Origin of the sequence: Pedobacter heparinus DSM 2366 (assembly GCF_000023825.1) — a bacterium.
Classification (GTDB): domain Bacteria; phylum Bacteroidota; class Bacteroidia; order Sphingobacteriales; family Sphingobacteriaceae; genus Pedobacter; species Pedobacter heparinus.
In genome coordinates this window covers 3,418,074-3,440,932 of sequence record NC_013061.1, presented here as the reverse complement: position 1 = coordinate 3,440,932, position 22,859 = coordinate 3,418,074, and the positions used below count along the sequence as shown (strand labels likewise).

Genomic DNA, 22,859 nt, shown 5'->3' with positions numbered 1-22,859 from the left:
AATGGAGCTGAAGCAAAGGTTTAAAGTACTTCTATGTTGTATAGGCTGTTTTTTGATGGGGACCACGCTGGTTTACGGACAAAAAAACAATACCATCTGGATGGATGATTTAAGTATCCGTACTTTTTCGGAAGGGATTCCGGCAGTGCTGGCAAAGACTTCAGGTTCCGGTGAGGCGATCCGTATGAAAGGCATCACTTACAGCAGAGGGATTGGTGTGAATGGTACCAGTGTGCTGAGTTTTTTACTGAATGGAAACGCCTCAGCATTTTCAGCGGTGGTGGGTGTAGATGATATGGGGATGAAAGGTTTGCCGTATCGGTTTTATGTGATCGGTGACCGGAAAATTCTTTTTGAAAGCGGAGATATGAAATGGGGAGATCAACCCAGAATGTTAAATGTAAATTTAACAGGAATTAAGCGTTTGGGCTTGCTGGTGCTTGTTGAGCAGGGTATAACCAAAACCTACTCCAATTGGGCTGATGCTAAATTTATCATGAAAGATGAGCAGATGCCACTCAACATTCCCAATACAGATGAACGGATTATTTTAACCCCTGTTGCCGGAACTCAACCTAAGATCAATTCTGCGGCTGTGTTTGGTGCCAGACCGGGGAATCCATTTTTGTATACCATTGCTGCAACCGGCGAAAGGCCCCTGGTATTTTCAGCCAGCAATTTGCCGGACGGGCTGCAGGTTGATGCGAAGACAGGTATCATTACAGGTAAGGTGTTAGAGAGAGGGGTGTATACCGTAACATTGAAAGCTAAAAATTCATCCGGTGAGTCTGTTAAACAGCTGAGGATAAAAATTGGCGATACCATTGCATTGACACCACCTATGGGCTGGAATGGGTGGAACTCCTGGGCAAGAGCAATTGACCAGGAAAAAGTAATGGCATCAGCAGATGCCATGGTAAAAATGGGACTGGCCAATCATGGCTGGACTTACATCAATATCGATGATGCCTGGCAGGGGCAAAGAGGTGGAAAATACAATGCCATTCAGCCCAATGAAAAGTTTCCTTCTTTTAAACAAATGACAGATTATATCCATAGCCTGGGCTTAAAACTCGGTGTTTATTCCACTCCCTGGATCAGCAGTTACGCGGGTTATCCTGGTGGTTCTTCCAACCTGGAGCATGGATTTTTCCCTGATGCTGTGCGGGACAATAAAAGAGCTTTCCGCTATATCGGCAAGTACAGTTTCGAAAAAGAAGATGCCATGCAAATGGCGGAATGGGGAGTTGATTATTTAAAATATGACTGGCGGATAGAAGTACCTTCGGCAGAACGCATGTCGGTAGCCCTGAAAAATTCGGGCAGAGACATCTTTTACAGCATTTCCAATTCGGCTCCTTTCAGCAACGTAAAAGACTGGGTACGGTTAACCAATAGTTACCGTACAGGACCGGATATCAGGGATAGCTGGTTAAGCCTCTACGTAAGTGCATTTACACTCGATAAATGGAGCCCTTATGGCGGACCGGGGCATTGGAATGATCCGGACATGATGATATTGGGCAATGTGACTACCGGTTCTCCTTTACATCCAACCAGGCTTACTCCGGATGAACAGTATAGCCATGTGAGTTTATTCAGTTTACTGGCCGCCCCGCTGCTGATTGGCTGCCCTATAGAACAACTGGATGCCTTTACGCTAAACCTGCTGACCAATGATGAAGTGATTGCTGTAAACCAGGACGCGCTGGGCAGGCCTGCAAGGTTGGTTGGAGAAGAAAACGGTGTGCAGATCTGGTTGAAACAACTGGAAAATAAGGAGTATGCGATTGGCCTGTTTAACATCGACGGATATACCAAAACGCCGCAGTCTTATTTTCGCTGGGGTGATGAAAAGCCTGTATCCTTTACCCTGGATCTGACAAAAATCGGATTGAAGGGAAAATATACCATACGTGATGTATGGAGGCAAAAGAACCTAGGTGAATTTGAAGGAACATTTAACACCGGCATCAGGCACCATGGCGTGGTAATGATCAGGTTAACGGCCCATCAATCAACAAAACATTAAAACATTATGCAGTTCATCAAAAAAATAGTTCAGCTAAAGATATATGGGGCAGCGCTGTTGCTGCTGATCTTTCTAAGCATCAGTTTTTCATCGCAAGCCCAGCCAAAACAGGATATCTATGTGCAGGTTGATGCAAAAACAGGAAATTATTCGGTCAGCTCATCCAGTCTCAAATGGACCATGAGTGGCAGCATAGGGAAGGCCCTCAATCGTTTAAAAAAAGAAAAGGGAAAAGACGTTATTGGAACATATACCGATATCTCTTTTCAGTGGGAAGGCAACAATCTGTATAAGGGTAGTATCCGCTGGTATGCCGGATGCCCGGTCGTGTTGTTTTCTTTAACCACCCCAAAGGGAGCAGATGGTCAGTCTACGGAGGCCTTTCCTGATTTTACCCGCATGCCAGACTCTTTGTACCACTACAGTTATCATAACCGGATATTTCCACTGGCACAGTATTTTTTAGAGGAAACATCTACCCCCTGGTTGTTCTTCAATGGTAAAAACGACGCCGCCATTTTATCGCCTGCATCGGATTTTATGGTGTCGCTCATGACAGGTGACGGTACTACCCACGTGAGGAGTGGCCTTAATCCGGAAGTACAAAAGCTTCCCGCAGGTTTTACCCATTCTTCTATCCTGGTGATGCGCAAGGGTATACGCAATACCTGGGACGAATGGGGTGCCGCATTGCGTAAAACCTATCACAGAAAAATTCCGGCAAATGATGCCGATGTAGTGCTCAAATACTTTGGCTGCTGGACCGATGTAGGCGGTGATTATTATTACAATTACGATCCGGCAAAAGGTTATGATGGTACCCTGCTGGCCCTTAAAGAACATTATAAAAAAGAGGGCATTCCATTGGGCTATATGCAGCTGGATAGCTGGTGGTACCAGAAGTCCACTACGAGTGTACACAATGTACCTGGTGGCACAAAAAAGAAAGCGGAATTTCCTGAAGGCCCCTGGAACCGGTCGGGCGGTTTAATGGAATACAAAGCCGACACCGCTTTGTTCCCGAACGGGCTTGCTGCTTTTCAGCAGCAGCTGGGACTGCCACTGGTAACGCATAACCGCTGGATTGATCGTGCCAGTCCTTACCACAAACGGTTTAAGATCAGTGGTATCGGAGCGATTGATCCGGCTTTCTGGAAAGAAATTATGGGCTATCTGAAAAGTTCGGGAGTAGCGGTATACGAGCAGGACTGGATCAATTACATCTATACCAATAATCCGGAAATGAAATCGGACATCAATGTGGCCAATGCTTTTACAGATCATATGGCAAAGGCGGCGCAGGATGCGGGCATCAACCTGCAATATTGCATGGGCTTGCCCAGGTATTTTATGCAAGGTGTAAAATACAATAACCTGACTACCATCAGGACAGCGGGAGATCGCTTTATGCCCAAAAGATGGATGTACTTTTTATTTACTGCACAGCTGGCTTATGAAATGGGCATCTGGCCCTGGAGTGATGTTTTTAAAAGTTCTGAAATCGACAATATGATTGTATCTGTGCTATCGGCAGGTCCGGTAGGCACCGGTGACCTGATTGGTACAGAAAGCAAGAAAAATATCCTGATGGCCTGCCGTGCCGATGGTGTGCTGGTTAAGCCGGACGAACCGTTATTGCCGCTGGACCAGAATTACGTGCAAATGGCCCGTAAGGAAGAAAAACCTATAATAGCAGCCACGCACACGCTACATGGTAACATAAAAACAGGCTATGTTTTTGCATTTGGAAACGATACCACTAAGATCAACCAGTTCAGTTTTGGTTTATCTGAACTGTCGATGAAAGGCCGATCGGTCGTATTTAATCCACAAAAACATACGGTACAAGTGCTGGAGGCAGGAAAAAGATTTAGTGCAGACTTGCCGGAAGAAAAGTATGCCTTTTACATTGTGGCACCCATCACCGCTTCAGGAATTGCCTTTCTGGGAGATGCCGGAAAAATAACGGCTACAGGAAAAAAACGCATTGCCGGTATCATCGATGCCGGAAAAAAACTGCAGGTAAAAGTATTGTTTGCCAAAGGGGAACCAGCGGTAACCTTACAGGGCTATTCCCTGCAGCGCATAAAATCCAGCAAAGGGAAACTGAGCCAGGATGCAGCTACCCATTTATTTACCGTAGTTGTGCCACGGCCCGCAAAAGGTGATGTAGAAAATTTAACACTTCAAACAAACTAACATGAATAAATTCATATCCGGGTGTTTTACACTTTTATTAACCTTTTCATTTTTAGTAAGTTTTGCGCAGAAAAACCATGTAGTATGGCTGGATGACCTTCCTATCCAAAGTTTTTCAGACGGCATCCGTCCGGTGGAGGTAAAAGCCAACTATGGTAAGGATACCATGTGTGTAAAGGGTGTTAAGTATTTAAGGGGATTGGGGGCACAAAGCATCAGTATCCTTAAATTTGACCTTTCTAAACAGGCCATACGTTTTTCGGCAATGGCGGCAGTGGATGACCATGGTAATAAGGATATAGCGCTGCGGTTTTATGTATTGGGCGACGGTAAAATATTGTTTGAAAGCGGGGAAAGGAGGGTTGGAGATGAGCCGCTGAAAGTAGAGGTAGATTTGAGCGGAATTAAACAACTTGGACTACTGGTTACGGATAAGGTAGGTGGTGTTGGTAATAAAAGGACCTATGCCAACTGGATCAATGCCAAACTGGAAATGAAAGAGGGGCATTTGCCCGGATACCTGCGGTATCCAGATCAGAAATATATACTGACCCCGCTACCCAAACAAACACCTAAAATAAATTCGGCCAAAGTATTTGGGGCAAGTCCGGGCAATCCTGTCTTATACACAATAGCAGCAACGGGCAGGCGGCCTATGCAATTTTCGGCGCCTGGTTTACCCAAAGGATTATCCATATCTGCATCAACCGGCATCATTACCGGGGTAGTTAAAGAAAAAGGAAACTACAGTGTACTGCTGAAGGCTAAAAATAACCTCGGTGAAGCGAAGCAAAAATTAGTGATCAAAATTGGGGATACCATTGCATTGACACCCCCACTGGGTTGGAATGGATGGAATTCTTGGGAAACTAAAATTGACCGGGAAAAAGTAATGGCTTCTGCCCAGGCCATGGTAAATAAAGGTTTACGCGACCATGGCTGGAACTATATCAATATTGATGACAGCTGGCAGGGCGTAAGAACCAGGCCAGACACCGCCTTACAACCGAATGAGAAGTTTCCCGACTTTAAAAGTATGGTTGATGCGATACATGCATTGGGTTTAAAAGCTGGTTTGTATTCTACACCTTATGTTTCCAGTTATGGCGGGTATGTAGGTGGCTCCTCTGATTTTCCGGCAGGAGGGGAAACACATGAGCGCATTAAAGTGAACAGGCAATCTTTTATGCACATCGGAAAATACAGGTTTGAAACAATAGACGCCAGACAAATGGCGAGCTGGGGCTTTGACTTTTTAAAATACGACTGGCGGATAGATGTAAATTCTACGGAACGTATGGCCGATGCCCTGAAAAAATCAGACCGTGATGTGGTATTCAGTTTATCCAACAATTCACCTTTTGAAAAAGTGAAAGACTGGATGCGCCTTTCACATATGTACCGAACCGGCCCTGATATTAAAGATAGCTGGAATAGTTTGTACACTACGGTATTCTCGATCGATAAATGGGCAGCCTATACTGGTCCCGGACATTGGGCCGATCCGGATATGATGATTGTTGGTGATGTTGCAATTGGTCCGGTAATGCATCCTACAAAATTAACAGCAGATGAACAGTATAGCCATGTTAGCATATTCAGTTTGCTGGCCGCACCCATGTTGATCGGCTGCCCTATTGAGAAGCTGGATGCATTTACACTAAACCTGCTGACCAATGATGAAGTGATTGCCATTAACCAGGATCCACTTGGGAAAGCTGGCCGGCTTTTATTGCGTGAGGCCGGCATAGAGGTTTGGGTAAAACAACTGGAAGACGGTGCTTATGGTATAGGTATTTTCAACACTGCCGGGTATGGAGAAACACCCCAGTCTTATTTTCGCTGGGGCGATGAAAAAGAAAAACTATATGCACTGGATTTTACTAAGATAGGCCTGAAAGGAAAATGGCAGATCAGAGATGTGTGGCGGCAAAAATCCCTGGGGCAATATAGTGGACCATTCACCACTACTGTTCCTTATCACGGTGTGGTGATGCTTAAAGTTTCTCCGGTTGGATTGGCTTTATTGAAATAAAATTTTTTCATCAGTTATAAACAGAAGATTATGAAAACAATCGTAACGGTAATCGTGGTCATATTAAGCATAGCCGGCTTTGTGTTACGTGTGGCGGCCCAGGAGCCGGAAGGTTATAAGGTACCTGCTATGCCAAACCCTGCAGCACGTAAAGCTGTATTGGAAAAAGAATGGGCGGCTATGCAGGCCAATCCTCCGCAAATAGGTGTAAGGGACTGCTTCATGTTTTTGGCAGATGCCCTGGACACCCGTTTCCTGAAAGACGAGCAGGTAGAGTGGTTGCTGAAAAAGGTGCAGACCAGGATGATCACGGACCCGGCGGCAGGCCGTATTTATGGCAATATTTTTTGGGGCTGGCAGGAAAGGGGCTTTGATGTGGGCGATGGCAATAATGTGCAGTTCTGTGTGCAGTATGGGATTCTGGTTAAGTTGTTGTTTAACGACCGGCTTTCGAAGGCTGCGGTAAAAACACTCGACGAAATTTTTATGCTGGCCGGTAATGGGGTATTGAACCAGGAAGTGCGGATCTCTTATACCAATATATATTTAATGAAAATATGGAACCTGCTGGCCCTGGGCCAGGTTTATCATCGCCCCGTTATGCTCGAAAGCGGACGTAAGCTTTTCGATACCTGGCTGAACCATGTAGCACAATATGGTAACCGGGAATATGACAGCCCAACTTACAGCGGGGTTGATATGGAGTCTTTATTGCTGATGCATACTTTTTTAAAAGACAATGACATTAAAACAAAGACTGCGGATGCCCTGAATTTTTTAATGACTGATTTAAGTGCGCATTACAACAAACGGGCGGGTATACTTGGCGGAGCCCATAGCCGTGATTACAACCGTGTTTTTAGTCGCGACCTGCTCGAAGAAAAATATATTAATCCATTGCTGGGCGGTCAGAATAACAATGTACACCTGTTTAACCAGATTTGTTTATCGGCCCTGCAAAAATTAGGCTTATCGGCCAGTCAGAAAGAACTGATGAACCGAAAGAACCGTTTCATTGTGCAGCGCTGGGATAGTCTGGCCAATACTTATGCCTGCGATTTTGTGGGCAATAAAGTATCCATTGCCTCATCCAACCAAACTTATAGCCCGGATGACAAGCCTTTTGTGGTGTACCTGAGTAGTGAGCGTATACCTGCCATGCCCAATATTGCTTACGTACTGGAAGGGCGTGATGACCATTATGGTACCTGGGCCGCTACAGGTATGGGCGAAAAAATGAAAAGCCGGATGCCGGCCAATTACCCTGCAAATGGGGGCTGGAACAAAACCAGGCACCTGATGCCATTCCTCCAATCTGCTCAGAACAAGGCTGAGTTTGTGCTGCTGGCTGCCGGAGAAAAAGACCACAATTGTACCAATGATTACCTCAATTCCACCATTATTTTACCCAATGTATTTGATGAAATCTGGATGGGCAATAAAAAGATAAATGTGCCGGATGCAGGTAAGGGAATTGAACTTGATACCAGCAGGACGTTCTTTGCAAGATTTGAAGATGTAGCTATATCCTTCCGCCTGATATGGGATGATACCGGAGAAGGCCGCGCATCACTTTATAACGATGGTTTCAATTATCAGTCGTCCAGGGAACAGTTTCAATTGAAACACAACAAAACCATGCGCCTGACATTGCGGCACTCCAATAACGGCAAAGCGGCCATTGCCATGTGGTGGAAAGTAGAAGAAGGGATAAAGACAGCTGCCGATTTTTTAAAATTCAGGAAGAAAGTACTGTCGGCTCCCCTGATCGTGAATGTGCAAAATGGGGTGGTAGAAGTTGCCGTGGTGACGGTGAATGGCAGGCTGGGGGTAAAAGCAGACCTCTCCAGTAAGAAGCGACTGGCCTATTACAATCCATCGCCCTTACCTGCCAGCTTTTTATTCCAGGTAGATGGAGTGGAAATTGGCAGGCCCATTATGCAAAAATATAAAGTAAAATAAACCTCGTAACCAACGATAAACGATATGAAAAGAAAAGATTTTTTAAAAACCAGTTCATCTGCATTGGCGGCTGTTGCCGGTTTCATGATCCTGCCATCCTACGTGTTAGGGAAACCTTTTGGCCATACCGCACCAAGCGATAAAGTAAACCTGGCCTGCTGCGGCATTGGCAACAGGGGTGGTGAGCTACTGAATTCTCTGTATAAAACGGGGCTGGTGAACGTTGTGGCGCTTTGCGATGTGGATATGGGAGCGCCACATACGCTGGAGAACATGAACAAGTTTCCGAATGCAAAACGTTTTAATGATTTCAGGGAAATGTTTGATCAGATAGGTAAGGAATTTGATGCTGTTTGCATTGGTGTGCCCGACTTTTCTCATTTTCCGATAGCCATGCTGGCCATGAATCAGGGCAAAAATGTGTATGTAGAAAAACCAATGGCGCATACGTTTAACGAAGTGGCGCTGATGATGGATGCGGAAAAAAAATATAAGGTAAAATGCCAGATGGGCAACCAGGGCCACTCCGAAGAAAACTACTTTCAGTTTAAAGCATGGACTGAAGCAGGCATTATTAAAGACGTTACCGCCATCACTGCCTTTATGAACAATGGCCGCAGGTGGCATGGCATGACAGCTTCCGGTTTTTTACCGGCACAACCTATTCCTGAAACGCTGGATTGGGATAAATGGCTCAGTACGTCGGCTTTTAAGGATTACAATAAGGGCTATATCAATGGCGACTGGCGCTCCTGGTATGAATTTGGGAATGGCGCTTTGGGCGATTGGGGTGCGCACATCATCGATACGGCACATCAGTTTTTAGAACTCGGTTTACCTACTGAAGTCAATCCGGTTAAAATGGAAGGACATAGTGCATTTTTATTTCCGCAGGGCTCTACTTTATTGTTTAAATTTCCAAAGCGTGGGCATATGCCGGCCTGTGACATTACCTGGTATGATGGGTTTAATAACCGTCCCGAATTACCTGAAGGTTTTGGTGAATATGTACGGGCCAAAAATATTCCGCCGCCAACAGCAGGGGCTGCCAATACCAAACGATATCCCGGAAAAATAATTTATTCAAAAGAGTTGACCTTTAAGGGTGGCTCGCATGGTTCAGCACTCGAGATCATCCCTGCAGAAAAAGCAAAAGAAATGGCATCTATACTGCCCGTAGTGCCGGAGAGTCCGTCAAATCATTTTGCCAATTTCTTAAAAGCCTGCAAAGGTGAGGAAGATTGCCGTTCCTCGTTTGCTATTGCCGGCCCATTGTGCCAGGTAATGGCATTGGGGGTATTGGCACAGCGTTTAAATACCAGGCTTGTTTTTGATGCCCATAAAAAGCAGATCAGCAATAGTAAAATTGGTAACGAACTGCTGGCTGGCCCTCCGCCAAGAAAAGGCTGGTCGCAATTTTATAAAATGTAAAGGCACCTGTTTTTAAATTATTTATTGATGAAACACTTAAATTATTTTTCGATGAAACATGCTGTTTGTTTATGGGTCGTATCCATTTTTGGTATAGCATCCACTCCTGTTTTTTCCCAGTCCTGGGTTGATGCGGTAGACCGTCATGGCCGTGAGATGTATATGCCGGCTGCCCAATACAAATGGGACTGGGGACAGGCAACTTTTTTGAATGCGCTGGTCCAGTTGTATAAGGCCTCAGGTGAGGTGCAGAAAAAAACATACCTCAATTATATTAAACAGGCTATGGATGCCAGTTTTAATGTGGCAAATGGTAAGCACCCAAATGCAGTAGCTTCGGCGCATGGCATGGCTTTTCTTGCCAGGATAACAGGTGAAAAAAAATACCTCGATAAATGCAATGAGATTTATGCCGACTATTTGAAAATTCCGCGTGCCCCGAATGGTGGCGTTTCTCATCGGGCAGAAACGGTGGAGTTATGGGACGATACCGTATACATGCTGAATATGTTTTTGCTGGAAATGTACCGGTTAACCGGTGATGAGAAATATATTGCTGATTTTGTGGAGCAATTTAAAGCACATCAGGAAAAGCTGATTGATGCGAAATCCGGTCTGTGGGTACATGGTTGGGATGCAGACCAGGCTGATTACAATGATGGATGCAGTATTATGGGTTGGCCGGATCCGGTTACGAGGAAAAGCAGCGAAATCTGGGCGCGTGGAAACGGCTGGATCGGTATGGCGCTTTCAGATGCCCTGAATACCATCTCTAAAAAATCAAAGTACCGCAAACAATTGGAAAAGGCTTTTTTACAGTATGTAGCAGCCATTGCCCCATTGCAAAACCGTGAATCAGGCCATTGGTATCAGTTGCCGACTTTAGTGAATGAACCTAAAAACTTTCTGGAAAGTTCTGCTACCGCCATGTTTGCCTATACCATTACCATGGGCTTAAAAATGCACATGCTGGACCAGAAAAAATACGGGCCGATGGCAGATCGGTCTTACAATGGCATCATCAAAAATAGCCTAAGGGATGCCGGTAACGGATATAAGGTGCCTGCAAGAGTTTCAGGTGGTACCTGTATTGGTGATGAGAATTATTACCTGGGCCGAAAAATAACAGAAGGTACAGGGTTTGGCTATGGCGCATTCATCATGTTTGGGCTTGCCTATGAACAATATAAAGGATTACGTAAATGAATATTAGAAAATTAGTTTCACTGTTGCTGTTATTCAGCACGGCAGGTGTGTACGCCCAAACAGCGGGCTGGAAAAATTTATTTGATGGAAAAACGCTGAAAGGATGGCACCAATTGAATGGCAAAGCAAAATATGAAGTGATCAATGGCAGTATTGTAGGTACTACAGTAACTGCTGAGCCGAATTCATTTCTGGCTACCAATGAAGACTACGGAGATTTTATCCTGGAACTGGAACTAAAAGTAGGCCAGATGAATTCCGGCATCCAGTTCAGGAGTTTGTCTGATCCTGCTGATCACAATGGTAGGGTGAGGGGTTATCAGGTAGAAGTTGACCCTTCTGACAGGGCCTGGTCTGGTGGTATTTATGACGAAGCACGACGGGGCTGGATGTACCAGACAGAGATGCATCCTGCTGCTAAGAAAGCATTTGTAAAAAAAGGCTGGAACAAGTATAGGATAGAAGCAATAGGACCGGTGATCAGGACCTGGGTAAACGATGTGCCTGTTGCCTATATGGTGGATGACATGACTGCGAAAGGATTTATTGCCTTACAGGTGCATGGTGTAAAAGAGCGGGCAGGTGGTGCACAGATCCAATGGCGGAACATTAAAATACAAACGGGTGCTGCTATGAGGCCGAGGCCATTGGATTTGTCGGTACCCGTGGCCAATTATACGCTCAATACCCTTTCCCCATTGGAACAGGCCCAGGGTTTTAGTTTATTGTTCAATGGAAAAGACCTGAGGGGATGGAGGGCCGTTTTAAAACAAAGCCCGCCTGAAAAAGGTTGGGAGGTAGAAAATGGGATATTGCACATTATGCCTGCTGACAGCAGCGCAAAAAATAAATATGGCGACCTGCTCAGCGCCAGGCAATACAAGGCATTTGAACTGAACTTCGATTTCAAGTTAACAGAAGGTGCCAATTCCGGGGTCAAATATTTTGTAATGGAGTCGGAAAATGCTGCACGCGCCGGCCTGGGACTGGAATACCAGATATTAGATGATGAACGCCATCCCGATGCAAAACTGGGGACTGCGGGGAACCGTACGATGAGCAGTTTGTATGACCTGATTCCGGCCGATAAGCTGGATCCACGCTTTAAGAAAAATATAGGCGAATGGAACCAGGGTAAGATCATTGTATACCCCAATAACCTGGTACAGCATTGGTTAAATGGATTTAAGGTAGTTGAGTATCAGCGTGGAAGCAATATCTACAAAGTGCTTGTAGCCCATAGTAAATTTGCCGGTAAAGAAGGTTTTGGCCTTGCAGAACGGGGACCGGTTTTGTTACAGGACCATGGTAATGCGGTGTATTATAAAAACATTAAAATAAGGGAACTTAATTAGTGCTATCGCTTGGTGTATCAAAAGAAGATTTTATTATAGATTGATTAACAATGTTTTATAAGATATATGAAAAATAATGGCTTCCAGATTTGTTGTGCTGATATTTTTCCTATATTTGCGCCATAGAATTTTTAGCTATAATTGAAATAATTAATAAAGCAAAGTAGGATTTATCAATTTTAAATTGTTTCTTTGCAATCCCTTCGAAAAAGGGAGAAAAGATACCAAGTTCGGGGTGTAGCGTAGCCCGGTATCGCGCCACATTTGGGATGTGGAGGTCGTAGGTTCGAATCCTGCCACCCCGACAAAAAATTGCTTAGCTGAGCAATGGTTATTTTAAAAAAAAGAAGGTACCAGTTCGGGGTGTAGCGTAGCCCGGTATCGCGCCACATTTGGGATGTGGAGGTCGTAGGTTCGAATCCTGCCACCCCGACAACATAAAAAGCCTTTAGATCGTAAGATTTAAAGGCTTTTTTGTTTTGACTTTTTTTGAGTTGAATATTTTAGATCTCACTAATTGTGTAATCGTTACCGTCTTAATAATTTTTATTGTTATAATAGGCTAATTCTCTATGAATTTATTAGCTATTTTTTACTATTACGTCTACAATATCGTCATAAGTTGCATACCAACAATTATGACCAAACTGACTAAACGAATATAGAGCTATGTCTTTATCATTTATTAAAACCATAGGAACTTTATGAGGATAAATGGCATTAAAGGCAAGTGTCTTAATCAGAAAGTGAACATTACTTACCACAAGGGATTGATCATTCTCATTATATTCATCAGGTATGTATTCTATTTTGTTGATTTCAAAATTATTGTCTGAAACACTGATAAATGCCTTATATACAACTTCTCCCGTCCAGCTTCTGGTAAAATAAATAATGTTGTCCCATCCGTAAATATCCCATTTATCCTCCATACATTTCGCTTTATAAGCAGATCCTTCGATTTTCAAACCATTATGTGGATAGATAAGGTTAACACTAATAGTTTTACTTCCAGGTATTTTAGTGTTAGTCAACTCTTTTCCGATGCTATGTCTTTGCTTATTAAATAATTCAGCCACATATTTATCTTTAGTGAAAGCAAGAATATGTTGAGTAAAACTTCTAATATCAAGAATCCGCTTATTAAACGGATTATGTTCACTTATCTCCTGCCAAGTGAATTCATATTCTGGGCGGTCGTTTTGGAACGTTTCCGATTCTTTTACTTTCTTTTTAAATAATCTAAACATAAGATGGCTCTAATTAAGCTAATATAATTTGAATATTTTATATTCAATGAAAAGCGAAAGTTATGATTGTTCTGGAAGTACCAAAGCAGCCAATAACCTCAAATCATGCAGAAAAAGGTTCGAAATAAGTACAGGGAAGACGACACAACAATAAAAGCCTTTATATCGTAAGATTTAAAGGCTTTTTTGCATCCAGTCGATATAGTTTTCTATTCTTCCCGCTAGGTAAAAAGGTAAATTTAGTAAGGTATATTCTTTTCCATTTGAAGTGCTTATTTTATCTATTTTTAATTGACCCCCATAAATTCTTATGGCGAATTGTTCTACTCTACCATAATTGGTGAAATCAAGTGAATTATCTGCTTGTTCTAAATTTAGGTAAATATATTGTTCATAATGTTCCGAAAACATATTGACAACAGTAGTTTTCCCCACCTGTCTGGCTCCACGTAGTAACAGTGGTTTACGTTCAGGGTTGTTTTTCCATTTAATAAGTTCGTCAATAATGTCTCTTTTAAACATGTTTTTAATGTTTTGTAATGTTTACAGGGTGAAATAACTTAAAATTTGTAACATTTATTGGGTTGTTTTTGTGTTGTTTGGTAATGTTTATAGGGATATTTTGGGTAATCTGATTTCAATCATGTGTGATTTAAAGTCGCTATTTTGCTTCAGATCTGATACAAAAGTATTTGGAGTTTTACAATATAGAGTCAGCCAGATAGGACGTGAAGTTAATTAATTGGAAGTACTAAACCCGCCAATAACCTCAAATCATGGAGAAAAAGGTTCGAAATAAGTACAGGTAAGACGACAACATAGATTTCAAATTCTATCTTTTTCGTTTCACCGCCTGTTTGGCCATCAAATATTGCTGCTCAGGGGAAAGCCGCGCCTTAAGGCTGCTCTTTCATTTTTAAGCTAAACCAAAACGTACTGCCGTGGCCTGGTTCACTTTTTACACCAATTTCCCCACCATGGTATTTAATGATCTCAGCGCAGAGGTAGAGTCCGATGCCAAAGCCTGATATATTTTCCGTTTTGCTGGTTTTTATCCTGGAATGCGGTTTGAAGAGTTTGGCTATGTCTTTTTCTTCAATTCCCATTCCGGTATCTTTTACGCTCAATATTAACCTGGTTTTTTCCTGCAGGCAGGTAACTGCTATAGGTTTTCCGGGATCGGAGTATTTAACGGCATTGCTGATCAGGTTGATGATCACTTGCTCTATTTTGTCCCGGTCTGCATTTACCACCATCTGCTGGGAAGCTGCCAGGCTGATGGCATGGTCGGGATATATGTCTTTATTTTCCTCGATTACCTCGTTCAACAGGGGGATCATATCAAAAGTTGACTTGTTCAAATGGATTTTGCCAGATTCTGCTCCTGAAAAATTCAGGAAGCCATTGATCATTGTAGTCATTTTTTTTACTTGTTTTTCCAGTTTGGACAATGCACCTATACTGAAACTGTCCCGCTTTTGTTTTGCCCATTTGTTCAGGAGCTGAATATATGCTTTCAAGGCTGTAAGTGGCGTTTTGAGTTCATGGCTGACCATTCCTATGAATTTGCTCCTGCGCAGTTCATTTTGCTTGATGTCAGTGATGTCCATGATTACACCCGAGAACTGGCTGGTTTCGGTTGTGGGTTGCTCTGATCCACCCATTACCCTGAGCCATCGTTGTTGTTGGTCATGAAATCCTATCACTGGATATTCCAGATAAAATGGTTCCTTTCGGCTCCTGGCTTCTTTTAGGACGCTGATCACTTTCTGCCTATATTTTTTTGGTATTTGCACAAGTGCAGCTTCAAAGGACATCTCTTCTTCTGCCAGATAGCCGTGGAGTTCTTTCATGCGTGCAGAGGGAAGAAAGGTACCTGTCTGTTCATCTATAAACCAGACGCCTAAATTGGCAGCGGTTATGGCAAGTTTAGCAATATCCAGTGACGTAAAGGAGCGTGTCTCAAGTGTGGGTGCAGGATCTTCCTGAGGATCTGTCCCGGTATTGTTTTCCATGTTTTTGCTTCCTTTTTGTTATGGCTCCGCGCAAAAATAAGACATTTTTTTGAGGATTTGGCTAGAAGTTTGTGCCGTTCAGAATATGTGCATCAGGCTATAAAATGATACAAGAATACAACATCTCCGTTATAAGCTGGCTTTGGATGATCCTTAATGACAAGAGTTGCTTCAATAACCACTTTCGTAACGCCTCTCAGATTCACAATAGAAACGAGTTTCGCTTTTAACTGCACTTCACTGTCGACAAGGACAGGCTGTCCGAATTTAAAGCGCTCTATGCCGTAGTTGATTTCCATTTTAATGTTGCGGACCTCTGCAATTTGCTTCCATAAATATGGAATTAACGATATCGTTAAATATCCATGTGCTATGGTTGCCTTAAATGGGCCTTCGGTTTCGGCTTTTTCCCTGTCAACGTGTATCCATTGGTGATCTAAGGTGGCATCGGCAAATTGGTTAATCTGTTCCTGATTTATTCGATGCCATTTGGAGACACCTAGTTCTTTACCTAAATGGGATTTATACTCTTCGAAATTATTGATGATTAACATGGGTATAATATATGGGGTGAAAATAGATTGTAAAGGCGGGTTAATCTGAAGCTTTTTTCGGACGGAATTCTGATCATTTACTTTTCGCAATATCAGAAGATTTAGAGACTTTTTTGTTTGATAAATATAGCCGGTCTCTTTTTTTGTTAAAAAATGTTAAATCCATTTGAAAATTTTATTTTGTTGTTTTGATTTGTTCCGTCAAATTAAAACATTGAACAAACATTTTTTTTAAGCTATTATTATAAATTCTAGTATTTAGATCATGTTAGCAAAATTTTCACTTACCCCTCTCTTTTTCCTATTTCTTTTTGCATGCCCTCTGGCCTTGTGTGCCCAAAGCCCGGCTGTAAACATTGATGGTAAATCCGGCTTTACAGCAAAGCTGATGAATATCGAGGCTGCAACGAATGAAATATTTCGTTACAATGCCAGTTTGCATAATGGGTCTGGAAAACCGGCCGTATTTGAGTTCAAAAGCAATCTGCCCATTGGCTGGATGATCAGCTACAAGGTTGATGGAAGCCAGGTTACCTCTCTCAATATGGATCCGGGAAGTACCCGGGATGTCTCTATCGAGGTCAATGCCACAGCAAGTACCGTACCCGGGAAATACAAGCTGCCTGTAAAGGCCATAACTGCTGCCGATACCCTGTCCCTGAATCTGGAGGCCGTGGTAAAGGGATCTTACGGGATAGCACTGACCACACCCACCGGAAAGTTAAGCGAAGAGCTTACTTCTGGCAGCCACAAGGAAATCCATTTGGAGGTAAAGAACACAGGTACCCTGCCATTGAACGATATTGAACTCAGTTCCCAATTGCCCAGCAATTGGGAAGCGACGTTTGAGCCCTCAAAGGTTAAACAGCTGGAGCCAGGGAAGAACATAGCCATCACTGCAAAACTTAAAGTTCCTGATAAGACGATAGCGGGCGATTATGCAGCTACCTTTACTGCAACAAATAGTAATGGCAATTCCCAGGCTGCCTTTAGGATGGTCGTTACCACTTCATTGCTATCTGGATGGATTGGTATACTGGTTATTCTGGCTGCCATTTCCCTGGTGTATTATCTTATCCGCAAGTACGGTAGAAGATAGAAAAATGAAGGATCCTATTATACAACTCAAAAGCCTGACTAAATGTTATGGCACGCAAAGGGCAGTTGATGACCTGAGCCTGGACATCTATAAGGGAGAGATTTTTGGACTGCTGGGACCAAACGGCGCTGGCAAAACGACCACCATACTGATGATGCTGGGACTTACCGATCCGACAAGCGGTTCTGCATTTGTTTGCGGTTATAACGCAACAAATAATCCGATTGCTGTAAAAAGAAAGGTAGGCTATATGCCAGACAGCCTGGGCTTTTATGACAACATGACTGCACTGGAAAACCTGAAGTACATTGCAAGGCTGAACGGGCTGACCGAAAAGGAGATCAAGGTACGCACGGTGGAGACAATGGAAACAGTAGGGCTTTCTGCTGCCTTGAACAAGAAAACAGCTACTTTTTCCAGAGGTATGAAACAACGTTTGGGCCTGGCCGATGTATTGATTAAGCAGCCCGATGTGATCATTCTTGATGAACCAACTTTGGGGATTGACCCTAGTGGCGTGCGGGAGTTTCTGGCACTTATAAAGCGCTTGAGCAAAGAGCAGGGACTGACCGTTCTGCTTTCCTCGCATCATTTACACCATGTACAACAGGTATGCGATCGGGTAGGGATTTTTGTAAAAGGCAAACTATTGGCCCAGGGCAATATCGATACCTTATCTGGCAACGTGTTTAACAACGCAGGGCATGTTGTATCCATCAGGTTAGCAAATGTCATTCCTCAGCCCTGGGCATTGGAACAGGAGCTGGAACAATGGGAAACCATTAAGCAGATCAGGATAAATGAAAAGACGATAGAATTTGAGTGTACGCAGGACATTACGCCAGCACTGGTCCGTTTTTTTGTGGAGAAGGGATGCGACATTACTGGCGTACATCAAAAAGATTATGGCCTGGATGACATTTATCAAAAATATTTTGAGGACATTAATTGAAGATAATGAAGAGTCAACCACTTTCCAGCCCTTTTAATGTGATGGTTCATAAAGAAATGGCAGACCATATCCGAAGCTGGCGCTTTATCGTACTGATGGGGCTGATCATACTCACGTTCGTTGCGTCAATGTATGTATCCCTGGGCAATATCCGATCGGCTATGAGTAATGTTAATGATCCGGACCATACTTTTTTATACCTTAAACTGCTAACTGCCACAGATAATTCGATGCCACCCTTTCACGTGTTTCTAAGCTTTCTGGCCCCTTTACTGGGTATCAGCCTGGGTTTCGATGCGATTAATGCCGAGCAGAACAGCGGAACACTGACGAGGCTTATTGCACAACCCGTTTACAGAGACAACTTACTATTGGCCAAGTTTGTAAGTGCCCTTATTCTGGTAAGCGCCCCATTCCTGGTTTTGGCCTTGCTGATGATAGGAGGAGGGCTGGTTTTGACGGGGGTAAGGATAGAGCCCCAGGAGCTGCTGCGGATACTGGGATTCATGATGATCAGTATGATCTATGTTGGCTTTTGGTTGAGCTTATCCATCACCTTGTCGGTCAGGTTCAGGCAAGCAGCAACTTCAGCCCTTACGGCAATAGGCATATGGTTGTTCTTTACAGTATTTTACCAGATCATTATCAATCTTATAATCAGGTCTTTTTTACCCGATCCTACCTTTTTAACACAAGATCAGGTCCTGCGTTACAATGAATTGATTCTGGATTTGTTGCGCATTGCACCCAATCAACTTTATACAGATGCCAGCACTACATTGTTGATGCCTTCTGTTCGAAGTCTTGGTCCGATGACGATGGAGCAAATGGCCGGGGCAATACCCGCTCCTCTACCTTTCAGAGAGAGTCTGATGATCGTATGGCCACAGGTAAGTGGTTTGATAGGGGCAACTGTAGCTTGCTTTGCACTTGCTTACTATTTGTTCATGCGCCGGGAAATCCGAAGTTGAGCAGATATCAATATTTTTAAAGCGCTGCTTTAATTTTATCGATAATTTCTGAATATTCAACATCAGAAAGCGCAACTTTTTGCGGGTTCATTTCGAAAACAGCACCAAATCCGTAGCCGTCTTTATATTTAGGAACAATATGCATGTGTAAATGAGACAGGGTATCCGCATAGGCCCCATAGTTGATTTTATCAGGATTAAATACAGCAGCAATAGCCTTTGCTACCTTTGCCACATCTTTCATAAATGCATTACGTTGCTCATCACTCAATTCATGGAACTCAATTCCATGGTCTTTATAGACCACATTACAGCGACCCGGATGTGATTGCTCTTTAAACAGAAACAATTGAGATACTTCTAAATCTCCAACTTTAATCATTAAACGGTGTAATGTTTCATTGTTTTGGCAATACAAACATTCTGAAATAGGCGTAGGCATAATATATTTAAATAATTGATTTTATTTTTAGCAGTTGTCAAATTTAAAAATACTATGGATAGTTACTACAGGGTATCAGCAATTTTTCATTCCAGTATTAAATAAGCCTGCAAATCATCAAGATCTGCAGGCTTATTTTTTATGCTTTATTTATTTAGCGAAGTAATTTCTTAATTCACCTGTATTTTCTGCATAGTTCCAGCGGATCTGGTCTGCTTTTCCATCACCATTGATGTCAGCAAAGTAAAAATTAGTGTTTGCACTTTGCGAAGTACCCCTTAAAGAATAAATTGGCCCGTCAAATACACTGCCTGTTGTTGCATAATATACTTTTAGTTTACCCAGGTAAAGGTCTGGTCTCCAGTAAATCTTATCGGCACGGCCATCGCCGTTTATATCAGCAAAATAAAATTCGGTTGAAGCGGAAACACTGCTTGCGCCCGAATTGCTGAAGGTTGACGAAGCCGTAAAAGTACCATCACCATCAGACAGGTAAACCATAGTTTTGCCTGAATTTAAAGTAGGGTGCCATAATATCTTATCCATTTTACCATCACCATTTACATCAGCATAATAAAAAATGGTTCCGCCGGTTGTACTGGCACCTTCTGTACCAGCAACAACAGTTCCGCTAAAGCTACCACCAGAAGTGGCTAAGTATACGCGTGTTTTGCCGGAATCGAAGGTGGCGTTCCAGTAAATCTTATCCGCTTTGCCATCGCCGTTCACATCGGCAAAACTGTACACTGTGGTTGTACCTGCGCTGGTTCCTTCCGGGTTATCAACCACGGTTGAGCTGAAGTTGCCACTGGTAGTGGCCAGATAAACCCTGGTATGGCCCGAGTTTAGGGTAGGGTCCCATAAAATCAGATCGGCCTTTCCGTCGCCATTTACATCAGCAAAATGGTACCTGGTGGTACTGAGGGTGGAAGCACTAGCGGTATGGACCACTGCAGGAGAGGCAAAAGTACCGTTTCCATTAGAAAGAAATACCTGGGGCCTGCCGCTGTCATAAGTAGGGTTCCAGTATACTTTATCTTTTTTACCGTCCCCGTCTATATCGGCAAAATAAAATTTAGTATTTGCATTGGCGCTCTTTCCGTTTGCATCGGTATGCGGACCACCAAATACGCCTGGTACATAAGTGGCAATAACCGGCCAGTGATCTGAAGGCCAATAGCCACCATAACTGGTTGTGATGACATTCCAGCTGGTAAAACCCATACTTCTGTCGCTCATGATCCAGTCAATTTTATTGGTTCCGGTTGAGGTCCAGCCATGAAAGGTAGGGTCGCCGGTGCTATCACCAAGCGCATCTACTACATCCAGGCCATCTTTCAGCGCATTGATTTCGGTTGTACCTGGTTTGGCATTAAAATCACCGAAGACAATTACGGGCAGGTTGTCGGTATTCTGGGCGTTCACCATTGCAACCAGTGCATTGGCATTCGCGATCCTTGTGGGTTGTGAATCAAACTGCCAGTGGCTGTTGCTGATAAAATACCTGTTGGAGGTGCTGTTGTCGAGCAGCACTACCCAGGTGGCCGTATTGATGATGGGAGAGGCGCCTAACCTTACTGTACCGCTTCTTTCAAGTGTAAACCGCGAGTTTTTAAAGAAAATAGTTTTAGGAGTAGCGGTAAGCGTGGTACTGAAATATTCTCCATAACCCAATGTGGCCATTTGGGCCCTAAACCAGGTTTTGAACGTATCATCTGAGAATTCCTGCACCCCAAAAATATCCGGATTATTGTCTACAATAATCTGGCGGATATTTCCCTGCCGTTGTGTAATGGTTTGGGGGTCGCCGGCATCATTATGCCTGACATTAAAAGACAGCACTTTGAAAGGGCTTTCGCCGGCGAGCAGCAGTTGTACGTCGCCTGCCGATTTGGGCTTTGCACCATTTGCCTGTTCTTTTAAATCTGTGAGCTGGGTTTCTTTGCATCCAGCCAGGCACAAGCCAAAGCTCAATGAGAGGAGCGCTTTTTTGAGCATTAAATTTGTTTTCTTCATTTTGATGTAGTTTAAAGTAATATTTGGTTTTTTAAGATTTGATTACCTGGTAAAACAACACTCAAATGATGTATTTCTAACTATGCCTGCCTGAATATCCTGTTACATCATTTTATTTTAAAACATTATTGAATATAATTAAAGTAAATGTAAATACTAATATAACAATTTTTAATAAAAGTAAATGTTATGAAATTAATAAATAAATATTATGAAATAAATTGCATGGTGATATTTGTGAATTTAGGCCTTAATCTATACCGAAATCAACATATTGAACCTTGTACAAAAAATAAATAAAAGTTATATTGGCCTGAAAAAAATCTTATGTATAAAAAAATCCTTGTATTGGGTATAGGTTGTTTACTGATGACAGGTGCTGCCGAAAGGGCGTATGCATCAACTAATACTGCGCTTTCTGCTGCACAAAAGCTGGCCGAAGCTAAAGATTTAATCGGGCGCTGGGACATTACAGTTGATGAGGACGGTAAATCTGTTCCTTCCTGGCTGGAAGTAAAGCTTTCAGGTTACAGTACTTTAGTGGGTTATTTTGTTGCAGCTTCGGGAAGTGCGCGCCCTGTAGCTGAAGTGAAATTTGACAATGGTAAATTTAAGTTCGAGATTCCACCACAATGGGAAAAGGGTACGCAGAATTTTGTAATTGAGGGGGAATTGACCAGTGCTGGAATACAGGGTACGATGCTGACCAGTGAAGGTAAAAAATACAATTGGAAAGGGGTAAAAGCGCCATATTTAAAAAGAACAGCTGCTCCGGTATGGGGTAAGGCCATTAACCTTTTTAATGGAAAAGACCTGACTGGCTGGAAAGCGACAGGCAAAAACCAGTGGGAAGTAAAGAATGGTATCTTAACCAGTCCGAAGCCTGGTTCAAACCTGATCACTGAACAGAAGTTTAATGATTTTAAACTCCATGTAGAATTTAAATACCCCAAAGGTGGCAACAGCGGTGTGTATTTAAGAGGCAGGTATGAAACACAGATAGAGGATAGTCCGAAAGATGCCCATCCCAACAGTGTGCTGTTTGGTGGAATATATGGTTTTTTAACAGCTAATGAAATGGTTACACTTGGGCCAGACCAATGGCAGACTTATGATATTACATTGGTGGGCCGTATGGTAACTGTAGTGGCGAATGGTAAAACAATCATCAGCAATCAGGAAATTCCGGGTATTACCGGGGGTGCACTGGACAGCAATGAAGCTGAGCCGGGACCAATTTACCTGCAGGGCGATCATCAACCCATTGAATTCAGAAAAATAGTGATTACACCGGCCATTGCCAACTGATCGCATGGTGCTGGTTCTTCGATCTTGATTTT

17 protein-coding genes and 2 tRNA genes are annotated in these 22,859 nt (G+C 43.1%); 13 read left to right on the top strand and 6 right to left on the bottom strand.

Features of this window, described 5'->3' with window-relative positions; all coding sequences use genetic code 11:
* The first annotated feature begins 1 nt into the window (after position 1).
* The 9 genes from PHEP_RS14305 to PHEP_RS14265 all read left to right on the top strand — a co-directional run bounded on the left by PHEP_RS14305 (position 2) and on the right by PHEP_RS14265 (position 12,653).
* Positions 2 to 2,032, top strand: coding sequence for an NPCBM/NEW2 domain-containing protein (locus PHEP_RS14305; protein ID WP_143715755.1), 2,031 nt, complete (start codon positions 2 to 4; stop codon positions 2,030 to 2,032).
* 6 nt (positions 2,033 to 2,038) lie between these two features.
* A complete protein-coding gene (locus PHEP_RS14300) occupies positions 2,039 to 4,231 on the top strand; it encodes a hypothetical protein (RefSeq protein ID WP_015808694.1) in 2,193 nt (730 codons plus the stop codon).
* 1 nt (position 4,232) lies between these two features.
* Positions 4,233 to 6,266, top strand: a complete 2,034-nt coding sequence (locus PHEP_RS14295; protein WP_015808693.1) for an NPCBM/NEW2 domain-containing protein — start codon at positions 4,233 to 4,235, stop codon at positions 6,264 to 6,266.
* Positions 6,267 to 6,296: 30 nt separating this feature from the next.
* On the top strand, positions 6,297 to 8,228 hold the full coding sequence (locus tag PHEP_RS14290; RefSeq protein ID WP_015808692.1) for a hypothetical protein: 1,932 nt from the start codon (positions 6,297 to 6,299) through the stop codon (positions 8,226 to 8,228).
* A 24-nt stretch (positions 8,229 to 8,252) separates the two neighbouring features.
* Positions 8,253 to 9,659 (top strand): Gfo/Idh/MocA family protein, encoded by a 1,407-nt coding sequence (locus PHEP_RS14285; RefSeq protein ID WP_015808691.1) that lies wholly within the window; start codon positions 8,253 to 8,255, stop codon positions 9,657 to 9,659.
* Between the two features lie 27 nt (positions 9,660 to 9,686).
* Positions 9,687 to 10,865: a glycoside hydrolase family 88/105 protein gene (locus tag PHEP_RS14280; RefSeq protein WP_015808690.1), complete on the top strand. Its 1,179-nt coding sequence runs from the start codon at positions 9,687 to 9,689 to the stop codon at positions 10,863 to 10,865.
* Positions 10,862 to 12,220: a 3-keto-disaccharide hydrolase gene (locus PHEP_RS14275; RefSeq protein ID WP_015808689.1), complete on the top strand. Its 1,359-nt coding sequence runs from the start codon at positions 10,862 to 10,864 to the stop codon at positions 12,218 to 12,220. The genes PHEP_RS14280 and PHEP_RS14275 overlap by 4 nt, the downstream gene beginning before the upstream one ends.
* Positions 12,221 to 12,451: 231 nt before the next feature.
* Positions 12,452 to 12,525, top strand: a tRNA-Pro gene (locus PHEP_RS14270).
* Positions 12,526 to 12,579: 54 nt separating this feature from the next.
* Positions 12,580 to 12,653: transfer RNA gene (locus PHEP_RS14265), tRNA-Pro, on the top strand.
* 148 nt (positions 12,654 to 12,801) lie between these two features.
* On the opposite strand, the gene PHEP_RS14260 is transcribed toward PHEP_RS14265, so the two are convergent.
* From PHEP_RS14260 to PHEP_RS14245, 4 genes are all read right to left on the bottom strand, one after another.
* Entirely contained in the window at positions 12,802 to 13,470 is a 669-nt protein-coding gene (locus PHEP_RS14260) for a hypothetical protein (protein ID WP_015808688.1), read from the bottom strand.
* A 174-nt stretch (positions 13,471 to 13,644) separates the two neighbouring features.
* On the bottom strand, positions 13,645 to 13,992 hold the full coding sequence (locus PHEP_RS14255; RefSeq protein WP_015808687.1) for an AAA family ATPase: 348 nt from the start codon (positions 13,990 to 13,992) through the stop codon (positions 13,645 to 13,647).
* Between the two features lie 374 nt (positions 13,993 to 14,366).
* A complete protein-coding gene (locus PHEP_RS14250) occupies positions 14,367 to 15,485 on the bottom strand; it encodes a sensor histidine kinase (RefSeq protein ID WP_015808686.1) in 1,119 nt (372 codons plus the stop codon).
* Positions 15,486 to 15,577: 92 nt separating this feature from the next.
* A complete protein-coding gene (locus PHEP_RS14245) occupies positions 15,578 to 16,039 on the bottom strand; it encodes a MaoC family dehydratase (RefSeq protein ID WP_015808685.1) in 462 nt (153 codons plus the stop codon).
* Positions 16,040 to 16,304: 265 nt separating this feature from the next.
* On the opposite strand from PHEP_RS14245, the gene PHEP_RS14240 reads away from it, so the two are divergent.
* The 3 genes from PHEP_RS14240 to PHEP_RS14230 are packed head-to-tail and all read left to right on the top strand — an operon-like array spanning position 16,305 to position 19,061.
* Positions 16,305 to 17,138, top strand: coding sequence for a COG1470 family protein (locus PHEP_RS14240; protein ID WP_015808684.1), 834 nt, complete (start codon positions 16,305 to 16,307; stop codon positions 17,136 to 17,138).
* A 4-nt stretch (positions 17,139 to 17,142) separates the two neighbouring features.
* Positions 17,143 to 18,090 (top strand): ABC transporter ATP-binding protein, encoded by a 948-nt coding sequence (locus tag PHEP_RS14235; RefSeq protein ID WP_015808683.1) that lies wholly within the window; start codon positions 17,143 to 17,145, stop codon positions 18,088 to 18,090.
* Positions 18,091 to 18,095: 5 nt separating this feature from the next.
* On the top strand, positions 18,096 to 19,061 hold the full coding sequence (locus PHEP_RS14230; RefSeq protein WP_015808682.1) for an ABC transporter permease: 966 nt from the start codon (positions 18,096 to 18,098) through the stop codon (positions 19,059 to 19,061).
* Between the two features lie 16 nt (positions 19,062 to 19,077).
* Here the strand turns inward: PHEP_RS14230 and PHEP_RS14225 are convergent, their stop codons facing one another.
* Positions 19,078 to 19,443, bottom strand: a complete 366-nt coding sequence (locus PHEP_RS14225; protein WP_202901249.1) for an HIT family protein — start codon at positions 19,441 to 19,443, stop codon at positions 19,078 to 19,080.
* Positions 19,444 to 19,653: 210 nt separating this feature from the next.
* Entirely contained in the window at positions 19,654 to 21,519 is a 1,866-nt protein-coding gene (locus tag PHEP_RS14220; RefSeq protein ID WP_015808680.1) for an FG-GAP-like repeat-containing protein, read from the bottom strand.
* 327 nt (positions 21,520 to 21,846) lie between these two features.
* Here PHEP_RS14220 and PHEP_RS14215 point away from each other — a divergent pair, with 327 nt between their 5' ends.
* Positions 21,847 to 22,827 (top strand): 3-keto-disaccharide hydrolase, encoded by a 981-nt coding sequence (locus tag PHEP_RS14215; protein ID WP_015808679.1) that lies wholly within the window; start codon positions 21,847 to 21,849, stop codon positions 22,825 to 22,827.
* The last annotated feature ends 32 nt before the right edge of the window (positions 22,828 to 22,859 follow it).